Annotated in this window: 16 protein-coding genes; 10 read left to right on the top strand and 6 right to left on the bottom strand. The window is 61.2% G+C overall.

Going from position 1 to position 16235, the window contains the following annotated elements; all coding sequences use genetic code 11:
* Positions 1 to 2 precede the first annotated feature (2 nt).
* On the bottom strand, positions 3 to 917 hold the full coding sequence (locus AB3G88_RS08720) for a DUF808 domain-containing protein (protein ID WP_480453708.1): 915 nt from the start codon (positions 915 to 917) through the stop codon (positions 3 to 5).
* A gap of 133 nt (positions 918 to 1050) precedes the next feature.
* Between AB3G88_RS08720 and AB3G88_RS08715 the strand changes: the two genes are divergently transcribed.
* Entirely contained in the window at positions 1051 to 1656 is a 606-nt protein-coding gene (locus AB3G88_RS08715; protein WP_099586753.1) for a TetR/AcrR family transcriptional regulator, read from the top strand.
* A 98-nt stretch (positions 1657 to 1754) separates the two neighbouring features.
* Here AB3G88_RS08715 and AB3G88_RS08710 read toward each other — a convergent pair whose 3' ends face one another.
* Positions 1755 to 2195: a GlcG/HbpS family heme-binding protein gene (locus tag AB3G88_RS08710; protein ID WP_112194311.1), complete on the bottom strand. Its 441-nt coding sequence runs from the start codon at positions 2193 to 2195 to the stop codon at positions 1755 to 1757.
* A 266-nt stretch (positions 2196 to 2461) separates the two neighbouring features.
* Here AB3G88_RS08710 and gcl point away from each other — a divergent pair, with 266 nt between their 5' ends.
* From gcl to pyk, 5 genes are all read left to right on the top strand, one after another.
* Positions 2462 to 4237: a glyoxylate carboligase gene (gcl, locus tag AB3G88_RS08705; protein WP_032889133.1), complete on the top strand. Its 1776-nt coding sequence runs from the start codon at positions 2462 to 2464 to the stop codon at positions 4235 to 4237.
* 10 nt (positions 4238 to 4247) lie between these two features.
* The gene (hyi, locus tag AB3G88_RS08700) at positions 4248 to 5030 is read left to right on the top strand and encodes a hydroxypyruvate isomerase (protein WP_112194307.1); all 783 of its coding nucleotides are present in this window, start codon (positions 4248 to 4250) and stop codon (positions 5028 to 5030) included.
* 142 nt (positions 5031 to 5172) lie between these two features.
* A complete protein-coding gene (locus AB3G88_RS08695) occupies positions 5173 to 6063 on the top strand; it encodes a 2-hydroxy-3-oxopropionate reductase (protein WP_099586757.1) in 891 nt (296 codons plus the stop codon).
* 127 nt (positions 6064 to 6190) lie between these two features.
* The gene (locus tag AB3G88_RS08690; protein ID WP_480453706.1) at positions 6191 to 7471 is read left to right on the top strand and encodes a glycerate kinase type-2 family protein; all 1281 of its coding nucleotides are present in this window, start codon (positions 6191 to 6193) and stop codon (positions 7469 to 7471) included.
* Positions 7461 to 8876, top strand: a complete 1416-nt coding sequence (pyk, locus tag AB3G88_RS08685) for a pyruvate kinase (RefSeq protein ID WP_480453704.1) — start codon at positions 7461 to 7463, stop codon at positions 8874 to 8876. Before AB3G88_RS08690 ends, pyk begins: the two co-directional genes overlap by 11 nt.
* A 197-nt stretch (positions 8877 to 9073) precedes the next feature.
* Here pyk and AB3G88_RS08680 read toward each other — a convergent pair whose 3' ends face one another.
* Together AB3G88_RS08680 and AB3G88_RS08675 are read right to left on the bottom strand one after the other, a co-directional pair.
* Positions 9074 to 9910 carry an IS3 family transposase gene (locus tag AB3G88_RS08680; RefSeq protein ID WP_400530991.1) on the bottom strand — a complete coding sequence of 279 codons (837 nt, stop codon included), beginning with the start codon at positions 9908 to 9910 and terminating at the stop codon, positions 9074 to 9076.
* Entirely contained in the window at positions 9907 to 10209 is a 303-nt protein-coding gene (locus AB3G88_RS08675) for a transposase (RefSeq protein WP_014717988.1), read from the bottom strand. The genes AB3G88_RS08680 and AB3G88_RS08675 overlap by 4 nt, the downstream gene beginning before the upstream one ends.
* 115 nt (positions 10210 to 10324) lie before the next feature.
* On the opposite strand from AB3G88_RS08675, the gene AB3G88_RS08670 reads away from it, so the two are divergent.
* The 4 genes from AB3G88_RS08670 to AB3G88_RS08655 all read left to right on the top strand — a co-directional run bounded on the left by AB3G88_RS08670 (position 10325) and on the right by AB3G88_RS08655 (position 14522).
* A complete protein-coding gene (locus AB3G88_RS08670; protein ID WP_480453703.1) occupies positions 10325 to 11200 on the top strand; it encodes an urea transporter in 876 nt (291 codons plus the stop codon).
* Between the two features lie 31 nt (positions 11201 to 11231).
* On the top strand, positions 11232 to 12056 hold the full coding sequence (locus AB3G88_RS08665; RefSeq protein ID WP_099586761.1) for an ion transporter: 825 nt from the start codon (positions 11232 to 11234) through the stop codon (positions 12054 to 12056).
* 96 nt (positions 12057 to 12152) lie between these two features.
* A complete protein-coding gene (locus tag AB3G88_RS08660; protein ID WP_099586762.1) occupies positions 12153 to 13157 on the top strand; it encodes a sulfate ABC transporter substrate-binding protein in 1005 nt (334 codons plus the stop codon).
* A 168-nt stretch (positions 13158 to 13325) separates the two neighbouring features.
* Positions 13326 to 14522, top strand: coding sequence for an MFS transporter (locus AB3G88_RS08655; protein ID WP_099586763.1), 1197 nt, complete (start codon positions 13326 to 13328; stop codon positions 14520 to 14522).
* A 23-nt stretch (positions 14523 to 14545) separates the two neighbouring features.
* On the opposite strand, the gene AB3G88_RS08650 is transcribed toward AB3G88_RS08655, so the two are convergent.
* Positions 14546 to 14950 carry a type II toxin-antitoxin system HicB family antitoxin gene (locus AB3G88_RS08650; protein WP_099586764.1) on the bottom strand — a complete coding sequence of 135 codons (405 nt, stop codon included), beginning with the start codon at positions 14948 to 14950 and terminating at the stop codon, positions 14546 to 14548.
* A gap of 161 nt (positions 14951 to 15111) precedes the next feature.
* Positions 15112 to 15684, bottom strand: a complete 573-nt coding sequence (phnN, locus tag AB3G88_RS08645; RefSeq protein WP_191947405.1) for a phosphonate metabolism protein/1,5-bisphosphokinase (PRPP-forming) PhnN — start codon at positions 15682 to 15684, stop codon at positions 15112 to 15114.
* Positions 15685 to 16235 lie beyond the last annotated feature (551 nt).

Genomic DNA, 16235 nt, shown 5'->3' with positions numbered 1-16235 from the left:
ATTTAAGCCTTGATTGCTTTCCAGGCCTTGCCGACCACACTGACCAGCGCCAACACCACCGCCCCCGCAATAATCCCCGCCACCGCATTGAGCAACGTCGGCATCAACCACGCCACGGCACCCGCGCCCTGGCTCGCCGATTCTATCCAGTGATGCACCACCGGCACGCCGTGGGTGAGGATGCCGCCACCGACCATGAACATCGCCGCCGTGCCGATCACCGACAGGCTTTTCATCATGTACGGCGCTGCACTCAGGATCGCGCCGCCGATGCTGCGCGCCACCTGCCCGGGCTTCTGGGTGAGCCATAGGCCCAGGTCGTCCAGCTTGACGATACCGGCCACCAGCCCGTAAACGCCCACGGTCATGACAATGGCGATGCCCGACAGCACGATGACCTGCTGGGTCAACTGCGCGTCGGCAACGATGCCCAGGGTGATGGCGATGATTTCCGCGGAGAGGATGAAGTCGGTGCGGATCGCGCCTTTGATCTTGTCCTTCTCGAACGCCACCAGATCGGTCGCCGGGTCCGCGACGGCGTCGGCCAATTGCGCGTGTTGGGCCTGGTCTTCGGCTTTGCTGTGGAGGAATTTGTGGGCGAGTTTCTCGAAGCCTTCGAAACACAGGTAGGCGCCGCCGAGCATCAACAGCGGCGTCACCGCCCACGGCGCGAAGGCGCTGATCAGGAGTGCGGTGGGCACCAGGATCAGCTTATTGACGAACGAGCCCTTGGCCACCGCCCACACCACGGGAATTTCCCGCTCGGCACGCACGCCGGAGACCTGTTGGGCGTTGAGCGCCAGGTCGTCGCCCAGCACGCCGGAGGTCTTCTTCGCGGCCATTTTTGTCATCAAGGCAACGTCATCGAGTACCGCGGCGATGTCGTCGATCAATACCAACAAGCTGCTTCCTGCCATGAATCGGACTTCCTTAGAGGGGGATGGCGCGAGCATAACGCGGCGCAGGGCTTTACGGGCACATTGTTGAGGCACGCGGATGGCCGGTGCTACCATGCGCAACCGCCGGTATTGGCAAGGAAACTCCTGGTTTATGAGCAGCATTCGCGAGCGCAACAAAGAAAAAATCCTGCGGGCGGCGAGCGAGGAGTTTGCCGACAAGGGCTTCGCCGCGACCAAAACCAGCGATATTGCCGCCAAGGCCGGGCTGCCCAAGCCCAACGTCTATTACTACTTCAAGTCCAAGGACAACCTCTACCGCGAGGTGCTCGAAAGCATTATCGAGCCGATCCTGGCGGCTTCCACGCCGTTCAATCCGGACGGCGAGCCTTCGGTGGTGCTGAGCAACTACATCCGCTCGAAAATCCGCATCTCCCGCGACCTGCCGTTTGCCTCCAAGGTGTTCGCCAGCGAAATCATGCACGGCGCGCCGCACCTGAGCGCCGAGCAGGTCGAACAGCTCAATGCCCAGGCCAAGCACAATATCCAATGCATCCAGAGCTGGGTGGACCGGGGCTTGATCGCGGCCATCGACCCCAATCACTTGATGTTCAGCATCTGGGCGGCGACCCAGACGTACGCGGACTTTGACTGGCAGATCTCGGCGGTGACCGGCAAGGCCAAGCTGGATGAGGCGGATTATGAAGCGGCGGCGCAGACGATTATTCGGTTGGTGCTCAAGGGCTGTGAGCCGGACTGATACACCGAGGGGCCTGTGCCAATCGGGGGCAAGCCCCCTCCCACAATTTATGTGGGAGGGGGCTTGCCCCCGATGAGGCCTTTTCAGTCAGCAGAGAATCAAGCTGACACCCCCGCATCCGCCAACAACCCCACCCCCTCAATCGCCGTAATCGCACACTGCTCGTCAATATCCGACGTATCCCCGCTGATCCCGATCGCCCCCAGCACCACACCGTCCTGATCCCGTATCAACACGCCACCCGGTGCCGGCACCACGCTGCCCTGCCCCAGGCTGTTCAACGCCGCGATAAACGCCGGTCGTTGCTGCGCATCCAGCGCCAGCAAGCGTGAGCCCTTGCCCAGGGCAATCGCGCCCCAGGCTTTGCCGATGGCGATTTGCGGGCGCAGCAGGCTCGCGCCGTCTTCGCGCTGCAGGGCGATCAAGTGGCCACCGCTGTCGAGTACCGCGATGGTCAACGGTGCCGCAGCAATGGTGCGGCCTGCGGCAAGGGCCTGACCGGCCAGTTGGGTGGCGAGTTTCAAGGTTAAAGCGCTCATGGTGCCGTCCTTCTTTTGTTATTGGGAAAGCGGTTTGGATCTGTTTGATCAGATGCACGATCAAACAAATAGAACACAATGACATTTGTTTTTGTATACAATATTTTCGCACAAAGTCTCCATACGTCGAAAAAGTCCGCTGAAAATGCCTTCCGACGAACGCCAAGGCCCAGGGAGAAAATCCATTGACCTCTGACGCTCGCCGTGAATACACTTTGACCAGACACCACTTGTATACAATTACAAAACGCAAGAGGCACCAAAACATGAGCAAAATGAGAGCAATCGAAGCCGCCGTCCTCGTCATGCGCCGTGAAGGCGTGGACACCGCCTTCGGCATCCCAGGCGCGGCGATCAACCCGCTGTACTCAGCCTTGCAGAAGGTGGGTGGCATCGATCACGTCCTTGCTCGCCACGTTGAAGGCGCCTCGCACATGGCCGAGGGTTACACCCGCACCAAGGCCGGCAATATCGGCGTGTGCATCGGCACTTCGGGCCCGGCGGGCACCGACATGGTCACCGGCCTTTACAGTGCCTCGGCCGACTCGATCCCGATCCTGTGCATCACAGGCCAAGCCCCGCGCGCACGGATGCACAAGGAAGACTTCCAGGCCGTGGACATCACCAGCATCGTCAAGCCGGTGACCAAGTGGGCAACCACCGTTCTGGAACCCGGCCAGGTGCCCTACGCGTTCCAGAAAGCCTTTTATGAAATGCGCTCCGGTCGCCCAGGCCCGGTATTGATCGACCTGCCGTTCGACGTGCAGATGGCCGAGATCGAATTCGACATCGACGCCTACCAGCCGCTGCCCCTGGCCAAGCCATTGGCGACACGCATCCAGGTCGAAAAAGCCCTGGCCCTGCTTGACGCCGCCGAACGCCCGCTGCTGGTCAGCGGCGGTGGTGTGATCAACGCCGATGCCAGCGAACTGCTGGTGGAATTCGCTGAACTCACCGGTATCCCGGTGATCCCGACCCTGATGGGCTGGGGCACCATCGCCGACGATCACCCGCTGATGGTGGGCATGGTTGGCCTGCAAACCTCCCACCGTTATGGCAACGCGACGATGCTCAAGTCGGACGTGGTACTGGGCATCGGCAACCGTTGGGCCAACCGACACACGGGTTCGGTGGAGGTCTACACCGAAGGCCGCAAGTTCATCCACGTGGACATCGAGCCGACCCAGATCGGCCGCGTGTTCACGCCGGACCTGGGCATCGTTTCCGACGCTGGTGCGGCACTGACGATGTTTATCGAAGTGGCCCGCGAGTGGAAAGCCGCCGGCAAGCTCAAGGACCGCAGCGCCTGGCTGCATGACTGCCAGCAGCGCAAAGCCACCCTGCACCGCAAGACTCACTTCGACAACGTGCCGGTCAAGCCACAGCGCGTGTACGAAGAGATGAACCAGGTGTTCGGCAAAGACACTTGCTACGTCAGCACCATCGGCCTGTCGCAGATTGCCGGTGCGCAGTTCCTGCATGTTTACAAGCCACGCCACTGGATCAACTGCGGCCAGGCCGGCCCGCTGGGCTGGACCATTCCGGCTGCACTGGGCGTGGTGAAGGCCGACCCGAGCCGCAAGGTGGTGGCGTTGTCCGGCGACTATGACTTCCAGTTCATGATCGAAGAACTGGCCGTGGGCGCGCAGTTCAAGCTGCCGTACATCCACGTGGTGGTGAACAATTCCTACCTGGGTTTGATCCGTCAGGCACAGCGTGGGTTTGAAATGGACTACTGCGTGCAGTTGTCTTTCGACAACCTCAACGCCCCGGAACTGAATGGCTATGGCGTCGACCACGTGGCCGTCGCCGAAGGCCTGGGTTGCAAGGCCCTGCGCGTATTCGAGCCAGGCCAGATCCAGCCCGCGCTGCGCAAGGCCCAGGAGATGATCGAAGAATTCAAGGTGCCGGTGATCGTCGAGATCATTCTGGAGCGCGTGACCAATATTTCCATGGGCACCGAGATCAACGCCGTCAACGAATTCGAAGACCTGGCCCTGGTCGGCAACGATGCGCCGACTGCCATTTCCCTGCTCGATTAAGGAGAACCCTATGCCGCGTTTTGCCGCCAACCTGTCCATGCTGTTTACCGAACAGGACTTTCTTGCCCGTTTCAAAGCGGCCGCCGAAGCCGGTTTCGAAGGAGTGGAATACCTGTTCCCGTATGAATTCAGCTCGGCTGAGATCAAGGCACACCTGGACGCCAACGGCCTGACCCAGGTGCTGTTCAACCTGCCGGCCGGTGACTGGGCCAAGGGCGAACGCGGCCTGGCGTGCCACCCGGACCGGGTCGAGGAGTTCCGCGCCGGGGTCAAGCTGGCCATCGCCTACGCCCAGGTGCTGGGCAATACCCAGATCAACTGCCTGGCAGGGATTCGTCCGGCCGGCGTGGATGATGAAACCCTGGAAAAGACCTTCGTCGCCAACCTCAAGTACGCCGCCGACAAGCTGCAGGCAGCGGGCATCAAGCTGGTGATGGAGATGATCAACACCCGCGACATCCCCGGCTTCTACCTGAACAACACGGCGCAGGCCCTGTCGATTCGCGAGCAGGTGGGCAGTGCCAACCTGTTCCTGCAATACGACATCTACCACATGCAAATCATGGAAGGCGACCTGGCCCGGACCATGACCACGCACTTGGACGCGATCAACCACATCCAACTGGCGGACAACCCTGGGCGCAATGAGCCGGGCACGGGCGAGATCAACTATCGCTTCCTGTTCGAGCATTTGGACCGCATCGGTTACCAGGGCTGGGTCGGCTGTGAGTACAAGCCGTTGACCACCACCGAAGCGGGTTTGGGTTGGCTCAAAACTCACAACGCGATCTAACAAACACCACCGAGTCAATGTGGGAGGGGGCTTGCCCCCGATAGCGGTGGGTCTGTCAGTCCTGTTTTATCTGACGCACCGTCATCGGGGGCAAGCTCCCTCCCACATAGGACCTGCTGTGTAATAACAAGAGGATTTCATCATGGCTAAAATCGGATTTATCGGCACCGGCATCATGGGCCACCCCATGGCCGCAAACCTGCAGAAAGCAGGTCACCAACTGTTCCTTTCCGAACACCACGGCAAGGCACCGGCTGAACTGATCAGCGCCGGCGCCGTGGCCTTGGCCAACCCGCAGCAAGTCGCCCAGGAAGCCGAGTTCATCATCGTCATGGTGCCCGACACCCCACAGGTAGAAGACGTGCTGTTCCGCGCCGACGGTGTAGCGGCTGGCCTCTCGCCGAACAAGGTGGTGATCGACATGAGTTCGATCTCGCCCACCGCCACCAAGGCATTCGCGGCGAAGATCAACGAGACCGGCGCGCAGTACCTCGACGCTCCGGTGTCCGGCGGTGAAGTCGGCGCCAAGGCCGGCACTCTGAGCATCATGGTCGGCGGCGAGTCGCAGACCTTCGAACGCGCCCTGCCGCTGTTCCAGAGCATGGGCAAGAACATCACGCTGGTCGGCGGCAATGGCGATGGCCAGACCGCCAAAGTGGCCAACCAGATCATCGTTGCGCTGAACATCCAGGCGGTGGCCGAAGCGCTGCTGTTCGCCTCGAAAAACGGCGCCGACCCGGCCAAGGTGCGTGAAGCGCTGATGGGCGGGTTTGCCTCCTCGAAGATCCTGGAAGTGCACGGCGAACGCATGATCAAGGGCACCTTCGATCCGGGTTTCCGCATCAACCTGCATCAGAAAGACCTGAACCTGGCCCTGGCCGGTGCCAAGGAGCTGGGGATCAACCTGCCGAACACCGCCGGCACCCAGCAGGTGTTCAGCACATGCACCGCGATTGGCGGCGGGAATTGGGACCACTCGGCGCTGATCAAGGGCCTGGAGCACATGGCGAATTTCTCGATTCGCGACAAGTAACTCCCCACAGATCTCACTCTGAAATGCAGTCAATGTGGAAGGGGGCCTGCCCCCTCCCACATTTGTTCCCATTCCAAGTCTGAAATTGCTGCATCTCTAAAAACAAGAATCCCCCCGGAGCCCGCTTATGTCGGTCGATCCGCAACACCTGCTTCGCGAGCTGTTTGCCACAGCCATCGACGCCGCCCATCCCCGGCTAGTCCTTGAACCTTATCTGCCCGCCGACCGCAGCGGCCGTGTGATCGTGATCGGCGCCGGCAAAGCCGCGGCGGCCATGGCGCTGGTCGTCGAACACTGTTGGCAGGGCGAAGTCAGCGGCCTGGTGGTCACCCGCTACGGCCATGGCGCACCGTGCCAGAAAATCGAAGTGGTCGAAGCCGCTCACCCGGTGCCCGACGCCGCCGGCCTGGCCGTGGCCGAGCGCGTGCTGGCATTGATCAGCAACCTCGGCGAAGACGACCGTGTGATCTTCCTGCTTTCCGGCGGCGGCTCTGCCTTGCTGGCCCTGCCCGCCGAAGGCATCACCCTGGCCGACAAACAAACCATCAACAAGGCCCTGCTCAAGTCCGGCGCGACCATTGGCGAGATGAACTGCGTGCGCAAGCACCTCTCGGCGATCAAGGGCGGTCGGTTGGCCAAGGCCGCGTGGCCGGCGACGGTGTACACCTACGCCATCTCCGATGTGCCGGGCGACCTGGCCACGGTAATTGCCTCCGGCCCGACCGTCGGCGACCCGAGCACCTCGCAACAAGCCCTGGCGATCCTCAAGCGTTACGGGATCGACGCCCCAGCGTCCGTGCGCAGTTGGCTGCAAAACCCGGCCTCCGAAACCGTCAAGCCCGGCGACCCGATCCTCGCCCGCAGCCACTTCCAATTGATCGCCCGCCCCCAGCAATCCCTGGAAGCCGTGGCCGTGAAAGTACGCCAGGCCGGTTTCAGCCCGCTGATCCTCGGCGACCTGGAAGGCGAAGCGCGGGACGTGGCCAAAGTGCACGCGGGCATTGCCCGCCAGATCGCGCAGCACGGCCAGCCGTTGGCGGCGCCCTGCGTGATCCTGTCCGGCGGTGAAACCACCGTCACCGTGCGCGGCAATGGCCGTGGCGGGCGTAACGCGGAATTCCTGCTGAGCCTGACCGACAGCCTCAAAGGCCTGCCCGGCGTGTATGCCCTGGCGGGCGACACCGACGGCATCGACGGCTCGGAAGACAACGCCGGCGCAATCATGACGCCGTGCAGTTACCGCCGCGCCGAAGCCCTGGGCCTGAGTGCCAGTGATGAGTTGGATAACAACAACGGCTACGGCTATTTCGCGGCGCTCGACGACCTGATCGTCACCGAGCCGACGCGCACCAACGTCAACGACTTCCGCGCCATTCTGATTCTTGAGACTGCCAAACATGACGCCTGACAAAAAAGTCAAAATCCTCGCCACCCTGGGCCCGGCCACCGACGGGATCGATGACATCCGTGAGCTGGTGGAGGCCGGGGTGAATATCTTCCGCCTCAACTTCAGCCACGGTGAGCACGCCGATCACGCCCAGCGCTACCAATGGATTCGCCAGGTGGAGCGCCAGCTCAACTACCCGTTGGGCATCCTGATGGACCTGCAAGGGCCGAAGCTGCGGGTCGGGCGGTTTGCCGAGGGCAAGGTGCAACTGGTGCGCGGCCAGGCACTGCGCCTGGACTTGGACGAGAAGCCGGGCGACCAACGCCGGGTCAACCTGCCCCACCCGGAAATCATCGCAGCCCTGGAACCGGGCATGGACTTGCTGCTGGATGACGGCAAGCTGCGCCTGCGGGTGATCACCAAGCATGCCGATGCCATCGACACCACCGTGCTCAATGGCGGTGAGTTGTCCGATCGCAAAGGTGTGAACGTGCCCCAAGCGTTGCTGGAGCTGAGCCCACTGACCGCCAAGGACCGGCGTGACCTGAGCTTCGGCCTGGAACTGGGCGTGGACTGGGTGGCGCTGTCGTTCGTGCAACGCCCGGAAGATATCCGCGAAGCCCGTGAGCTGATCGGCGACAAGGCCTTTCTGATGGCCAAGATCGAGAAGCCCTCCGCCGTGCAGCGGCTGCGGGAAATCGCCGAGCTGAGCGACGCCATCATGGTGGCCCGGGGCGACCTGGGTGTGGAAGTGCCCGCCGAAAGCGTGCCGCAGATCCAGAAGGACATCATCAGCACCTGCCGCCAACTGGGTAAACCGGTGGTGGTGGCCACGCAGATGCTTGAATCCATGCGCTTCTCACCGGCGCCGACCCGTGCCGAAGTCACCGACGTGGCCAACGCCGTGGCCGAAGGCGCGGATGCGGTGATGCTGTCAGCCGAAACCGCATCGGGCGAGTACCCGCTGGAAGCCGTGCAGATGATGAGCAAGATCATCCGCCAAGTGGAAAACGGCCCGGATTACCAGGCGCAGTTGGACGTCAGCCGGCCTAAAGCCGATGCCACCGTGTCGGACGCCATCAGCTGCGCGATCCGTCGTATCAGCAGCATCCTGCCGGTGGCGGTGCTGGTGAACTACAGCGAATCCGGCAGCTCCAGCCTGCGCGCGGCGCGCGAACGGCCAGTGGCGCCGATCCTCAACCTCACGCCGAACCTGTCCACGGCGCGACGGCTGAGCGTGGCGTGGGGCGTGCACTCGGTGGTCAACGATCGGCTGCGCCAGGTGGATGAGGTGTGCTCTACGGCGCTGGAGATTGCCCAGGCTCAGGGCATGGCGCAGCGTGGGGATACCTTGGTGATAACGGCGGGGGTGCCGTTTGGGCAGCCGGGGTCGACCAACTCGCTGCGTATCGAGATGTTGATTTAGCGCTTATGAAGGCCCCATCGGGGGCAAGCCCCCTCCCACATTGGACTGCATTCACACCTGTTGCTATGTGAACCCAATAAAGGAGGGGGCTTGCCCTCTCCCACATTGGACTGCATTCACACCTGTCGCTATGTGAACCCAATAAAGTGTGGGAGGGGGCTTGAACTGGTCAAGTAATCTTGGACACCGATTACGGTTCACGCCGCCAACCTTTCCTTCATGACCGGCGACCGGTAGTCGTTGTAGCTGTGAGGCCTGCTGATGTTGTAGCGAGAGACATAGCGCTGCACGTCTGCTCGGGCCTCATGTTCCAGTTTGTAGCCCGTTTCAGGCACCCACTCTGATTTCAAACTGCCAAAGAAACGCTCCATCGGGGCGTTATCCCAGCACTCGCCTTTACGGCTCATGCTTTGCCTAAAACCCTGTTTGAGCAGCTCGTTTCGAAACTTATGACTGGTGTACTGACAACCTTGGTCAGAATGAAACAACACATTCTGGGGATGGCTGCGTAGCTCAACCGCCATGCGTAGCGCTTCGCAGGTCAGGTTGGCATCAGAAATCATCGAGAACGACCAGCCCACGATCCTGCGAGCGTACAAATCCAGAACGGCGGCGAAGTACATCCACCGCTTGCCGACCTTGATGTAAGTCACGTCGCCACACCACACCTGATTAACCGCCGTCACATCAAATTTCCGCTTGAGCACGTGTGGCGCCACTAAGGCCTCCACGCCCGGCGATTTGTACTTATGGCGCCTGCGCTGACGACTAGCGATGCCAGCTTCGCGCATCAAACTGCGAGCCATATAACGTCCGATACGATGCCCTTTGGCTTGTAGCTCCTTGGACAATGTACGTGCGCCGGCCGACTCTCTGGACGCCTTGTGGTGCCTGACCAGCGCGGCCTTGAGCTTGTCCCGTTCAGGATTTGCTCTGCCTTGGCGCTGGCGCCAAGCGTAGAAACTACTGCGGTTGACCCCGAACGCCCGGCAACACCTTTTAACGCCGTACTGCTCGTCCAGCTCATCGATCAACGTGAATGATCTTTGGCGTCCAAAAGCAGGAGAGCACTGGCCTTTTTTAGGATTTCGATATCCAGGTCTTTCTCTCTGAGCAGAGCTTTGAGCCTCTGGATTTCTCGTTGATCAGCGGTAATCGCCTTGGCCCCTACGGGAGTCGAGCCCAAGCGTTCTTTTTGCACTTGATCGACCCAGCGACGCAGCGCTGTGGGGCCGATATCCAGGCTGGCACAGACTTCGGTAACTGGCTGACCTTCATCCAACACCATGCTGGCGGCCTTGAGCTTGAACTCACTCGAATAAGATTTACGCATATCCAAACACCTCAAATTTGGGCGCTATCATAGCGCCCGATTGAAGTGTCCAAAATCATTAGGCCAGTTCAGCTTGCCCCCGATGGGGACAACCCGGTCTCACTGAATACCCACCATGCACAACCAGACCTGCCCCGACTGGGCCGAAGCCCTGCTCAACGGCTTCAGCCAGATCTTCCTCCAACGCCAACCGCTGTGCGGCCTGCTGTGCCTGCTGGCCATCCTGATCGGCGCTCCGGGCTTGCTCGGCGGTGCGCTGCTGGGTGGCGTAGCCGGTTTGTTCACGGCCCAGCGCCGGGGTTATCCCAAGGCTGAACGCCAAGCCGGTTTGTATAGCTATAACGGCGTATTGCTGGGCCTGTTGATCAGCCAGCATTTCGCCTGGTCGGCCCTGTTGCCGCCGCTGATCCTGGCGTGTGGCGGCTTGAGTGCGATCCTCACGCGGCAATGGCTCAAGCGCGCGACGCAACCGGATGACTTGCCCGCCTACACCGCGCCGTTTGTGCTTCTGGGTTGGATGCTGCTGGGCACTGCGGCGCCAAACACTTTCGCCCTGGGCGAGCCCGATGCGCTGGCATTCCTCAGCGCCCCCTTCACTGGCCTGGCGCAAATCATGCTGCTGGACCAGCCCCTGGCCGGCGTGCTGATTGCCCTTGGCCTGTGGCTGGCCAACCGCCGCGCAGCCCGCTGGGCCGTGATCGGCGCCAGCGCCGGCGTGCTGATCGGCGTGCTGCTGGATGACAGCACCGGCGCCCTCCTCGGCCTGCACAGCTACAACCCGGCCCTCGCGGCCCTGGCCCTGAGCCCATTGCATCGCCAAGCCTGGCTGCCGCTGCTCGGCATCCTACTGGCCAGCCTGCTCACGCCGGGCTTTGCCGCCCTGCACCTGCCCGCGCTCACTGCGCCGTTTATCCTCGCCTGCTGGCTGGTGCGCGCCGGTTGCCGCAGGCTTCAGAAACCGCGCATGGACAGCCCCTTCGAATCCCCCTAGGCTTGCTCGATCTTCGATTCGGGCGGGATTTATGGACAGCAACAACGACTGGCGCCAGCGGCTCTACGTCATGATTTTCCAGAGTGACACCCTGGCCGGGCGGCGCTTTGACGGCATCCTGCTACTGATCATCCTCGCCAGCCTGGTGATCGTGATGCTCGACAGCATCGACCAGGTACACCAGAACTACGCCGATATGCTGGCGTATATCGAGTGGGGCTTCACCGTCATCTTCCTGATCGAGTACGGCTTGCGCCTGTATTGCTCGCCCAAGCCCTTGCGCTATGCCTTCAGCTTTTACGGGCTGGTGGATCTGCTCGCCATTGTGCCCGGCATCCTGGCGCTGTATTACAGCGACGCGCAGTACCTGCTGATCATCCGCATCATCCGCATGCTGCGGATCTTCCGGGTGCTCAAGCTCAGCCCGTACCTCAAGCAGGCCAACTACCTGATGGCGGCGCTGCGCGGCAGCAAGCAGAAAATCGTGGTGTTCCTGGTGAGCGTGTGCACGCTGGTGACGGTGTTCGGCACCTTGATGTACGTGATCGAAGGCCCGGAACACGGGTTTACCAGCATTCCCAAGGGCATCTATTGGGCCATCGTGACGCTGACCACCGTGGGCTTTGGCGATATCGTGCCGAAGACGCCACTGGGCCAGGTGATTTCGTCACTGGTGATGATCACCGGTTACTCGATCATCGCCGTGCCCACCGGGATTTTCACCGCCGAGCTGGCCAGTGCCATGCGCGGTGAACAGCTGCAAACCGACTGCCCGGTGTGCAAGAAAAACAGCCACGAGCCCAACGCCGCGTTCTGTTCGCGTTGCGGCAGTAATCTTTTCAAGAAAGTGGAATAAGCAAAGTTCTTTTTAATCTTTAAGCGACTATGGTGCCCCGGCTATAGTCGCTGGCAAATGGCCTTACCCCTTCTTTCGAACAACAAGGAATGAGCAGTGAAAAAACTCGTTAGCGCCTCTCTCCTGGCCGCCGGCCTTGCCCTGGCGGGCGCCGTGCATGCCGCACCGGTCACACTGCTCAACGTCTCCTACGACGTCATGCGAGATTTCTACAAGGACTACAACGCCGCCTTCCAGAAACATTGGGACGCCGAGCACCCGAACGACAAATTGACCCTGCAAATGTCCTTCGGCGGTTCCAGCAAACAAGCCCGCTCGGTGATCGACGGCCTGCCGGCTGACGTGATCACCATGAACATGGCCACCGACATCAATGCCCTCGCCGACAACGGCAAACTGGTGCCGGACAACTGGGTCACGCGCCTGCCGAACAACAGCGCGCCGTTCACTTCCGCCACCGTGTTCATCGTGCGCAAAGGCAACCCCAAGGCCCTGAAAGATTGGCCGGATCTGCTCAAGGACGGCGTGCAAGTGATCGTGCCCAACCCGAAGACCTCGGGTAATGGCCGCTACACCTACCTGTCGGCCTGGGGTTATGTGCTCAAGAACGGCGGCGATGAAGAGAAAGCCAAGACCTTCGTCGGCAAGCTATTCAAGCAAGCGCCAGTGCTCGATACCGGTGGCCGCGCCGCCACCACCACGTTCATGACCAACCAGATTGGCGACGTGCTGGTGACCTTCGAGAACGAAGCCGAAATGATCGCCCGTGAATTTGGCCGTGATCAGTTCGAAGTCATCTACCCAAGCGTCTCCGCCGAAGCCGAGCCGCCAGTGTCGGTGGTTGACAAAGTGGTCGACAAGAAAGGCACCCGCGTGGCCGCCGAAGACTACTTGAAGTACCTGTGGTCGCCTGAAGGCCAGGAAATTGCTGCCAACAACTACCTACGCCCACGTGATCCGAAAGTGCTGGCCAAGTACACCGACCGCTTCCCGAAAGTCGACTTCCTGTCGGTGGAGAAGACCTTTGGCGACTGGCGCACGGTGCAGAAGACTCACTTCAATGATGGTGGGGTTTTTGACCAGATCTACTCCGGTCAGTAACTGAACAATGTGGGAGGGCCGGTGCGACGATTCGACTTGCCCCCTCCCACATTTGTTTCTAGATGTATCATCAGCCAGCATAAGTGATATCACCCCAAGCGCCCTACCCGCGCTGACGCCTTGCCTTTATTCTCGCTCGCCATCCTCCTTCGCTTTTATGAGACAACCATGAATGCCACCCCCCACGCTGCAAGCACCATGACCCGCGGGATGGTGATGCTGTTTGCGTTCTGCTGTGGCGCCATCGTCGCCAACATTTACTACGCACAGCCGATCATCGAACTGATCGCCCCGGACATCGGCCTTACGCCAGCCATGGCCAGCCTGATCGTGTCGCTGACGCAGATCGGTTATGCCTTGGGGCTGTTCTTCCTGGTGCCGTTGGGCGACTTGCTGGAAAACCGCAAGCTGATGATCCTCACCACCGTGGTGGCCATCGCCAGCCTGCTGGGCGCTGCGTTCACCGAACAGCCGAACCTGTTCCTGCTGGTGTCGCTGCTGATCGGTTTCAGTTCGGTGTCGGTGCAGATCCTGATCCCGCTGGCCGCGCACCTGGCGCCCGCTGAGTCCCGTGGCCGCGTGGTCGGCAGCATCATGGGCGGTTTGCTGCTGGGTATCCTGCTGGCACGGCCTGTGTCCAGCGTCGTGGCGGACCACTTCGGCTGGCGTGCGATGTTCATGGCCGCGGCAGGGTTGATGGCGTTTATCAGCGTGGTGTTGATGCTCACGATCCCCAAGCGCCAACCCGATCACAGCGCCAGTTACGGCCAATTGCTGGGCTCGCTGGGCACTTTGTTGCGGCGCCAGCCGGTGCTGCGCCAACGCGCGTTTTATCAAGGCTGCATGTTCGCCGCCTTCAGCCTGTTCTGGACCGCCGTGCCCCTGGAACTCGCACGTAATCATGGCCTGAGCCAGAGCGAAATCGCGCTGTTCGCCCTGGTGGGCGCACTGGGCGCCGTCGCCGCGCCCATCGCCGGGCGCCTGGCGGATGCCGGTCACACTCACCGCGCTTCGTTGCTGGCGATGCTGCTCGCGGTGTTGAGCTTCCTGCCTGCGTTTGTGCATCCGCTGTACAGCGTGATCGGCCTGGCGGTAACCGGTGTGGTCCTGGACTTCTGCGTGCAGATGAACATGGTCCTCGGCCAACGCGCCGTCTACGCCCTCGACGCCCATAGCCGCAGCCGTTTGAACGCGCTGTACATGACCAGCATCTTCATCGGCGGCGCTTTCGGCTCGGCGATTGCCAGCAGCGTCTATGAGCACGGCGGTTGGCTGGGGGTGATTCTGGTGGGGAGTGCATTCCCGCTGGTGGCGTTATTGCGTTTCGTCAGTGCCTCGCGCCAGACGTCGGTGGCCACCGCCTGAGGGGACGGCACACCGGGCGCCGATCAAGAACGCACTAGTTTTTCCAATGCGGCATCCGCCAGAAATGACGAGCGACTTTTGACTTTGTGCTCCCGCACGTAACGGTCGATGCGTTGAATGACATAACCGGGCAAGGTCACATTGACCTTCTCGGTCTTGCCCAGGTAGGGCGAGATGTCCAACTCCAGCATCCCCCAGCCCATCCCCGCGTAGTCCTCATGGGCGTGATGGGTCGCGACTGACGTTGGCATCGGAATCGTCGCACCCTGCGCGGCGATCTCCTGCAGCAGGATGTGCGCCACTTCCACGGCAGCGTTGTAAGCCTCTTCAAAACTGTCCCCGGCGGTGACAGCGCCTGGGATATCGGGGATCTGAATACCGGTGGCGGTAAAGTCATCGCCCCATTCGATACAGATTGGGTATTGCATGAATGCTCTCCTTAAAACTGAAACAACCCGGCGCGTTTTCTGATAAAAGCAACCCTAGAGTTATATTCACTCAAGCACAGAATGCGTCAGCCCGACTGACGGGTGTTTTACCGAATGTTGAGCGAGGGCCAGTAACCGAATGAGCCGGCGCCGGAACAGCGTCAGGCGCAGACCGAATGCCCAAGGTCCAGGCAGCACAGCAAGCGGTCGACGGTATGCTCCAGGGGGCCGGAGTTATCCAGCACGAATAACCCCGAACCATTGCCGGCGATCAGCGCTTGGGTAAACCGCGCATTGCGCGCCAGGCGTTCCTCGATATCCGCCAGGGATTCACGGCCCCGCGCGATCAAGCGCTGGCGCAGCTCGGCTTGATCCACGGTCAACAGCAGCACCAGCAACTGCGGATAACGTGCGCGAGCCTGCGCCAAGTGCGCACGCGAGCCGTTGACCAGCACGTCCTCCCCCGACGCGAGCCAGGCGTCGATATCCTTGGGAATGCCGTAGGACAACCCATTGGCGTGCCAACTGAGGGCAAACGCGCCTTCGGCGTCCAGCGCGGCAAACTGCTCCGGGCTCACGCCTTGGGCCGCTTCGCCCACCGCTTCGGCCGAACGGGTGATGACCCTTCGCACAATGCGGCAGCCACGCTCGGTCAGGCGCGCACGGGCGGCATCCAGCAGGCTGTCTTTGCCTGAGCCCGATGGTCCGATGAGATAGATCAACCTGCCCGCCATCAAAACACCTTCTTTGCCTGTTGCCAGATTTGTTGCACTACCGGCTAGGCCGGATGGTAGCCACTGGAAAGTATATCCACTAATCCTTCCCATCAACGTGCCGCTTTCACCGGCTGCAAAGGTGAGAAACCGGACTTGGCCTACAGCAGCCGCAATGGCAGGTACTCATACTGCCGGCCGAGCGGCACGCAGCGGGGCTGCCCCGCCGGGTTTCCATCCCCCGGACGCCCCGTCTGCGTGCAGCTCGCCCTCTTGTATATCCGTAAAGCTCCCGCGTCACAGGCACAGTGTTCGCCCTTAGCATCAGGGCAAGCACCACTTCCACATTTGTTCGGTTGTGTTTGGAATAACGGATTTCAATTCAAAAAAAGGCGACCCCCACAGACTGTGTGAAAACCTAGCACTCTGCCGGCCGGTTAAACAAAATGCCTGTATCGCAAGATACGGGCATTTTGCTTATGCGCTATATCCAAGGTGATGGGCGCCCATCAGTTGATGGCATTGATGGGCTGAAAGGCCCTTTTTTCGTGCCGCCTGTTAGAAAAACCAAT

It is taken from the genome of Pseudomonas arvensis (assembly GCF_056688935.1).
The sequence above is the reverse complement of the archived record's forward strand: the minus strand, read 5'-3'. Positions and strand labels throughout refer to the sequence as shown.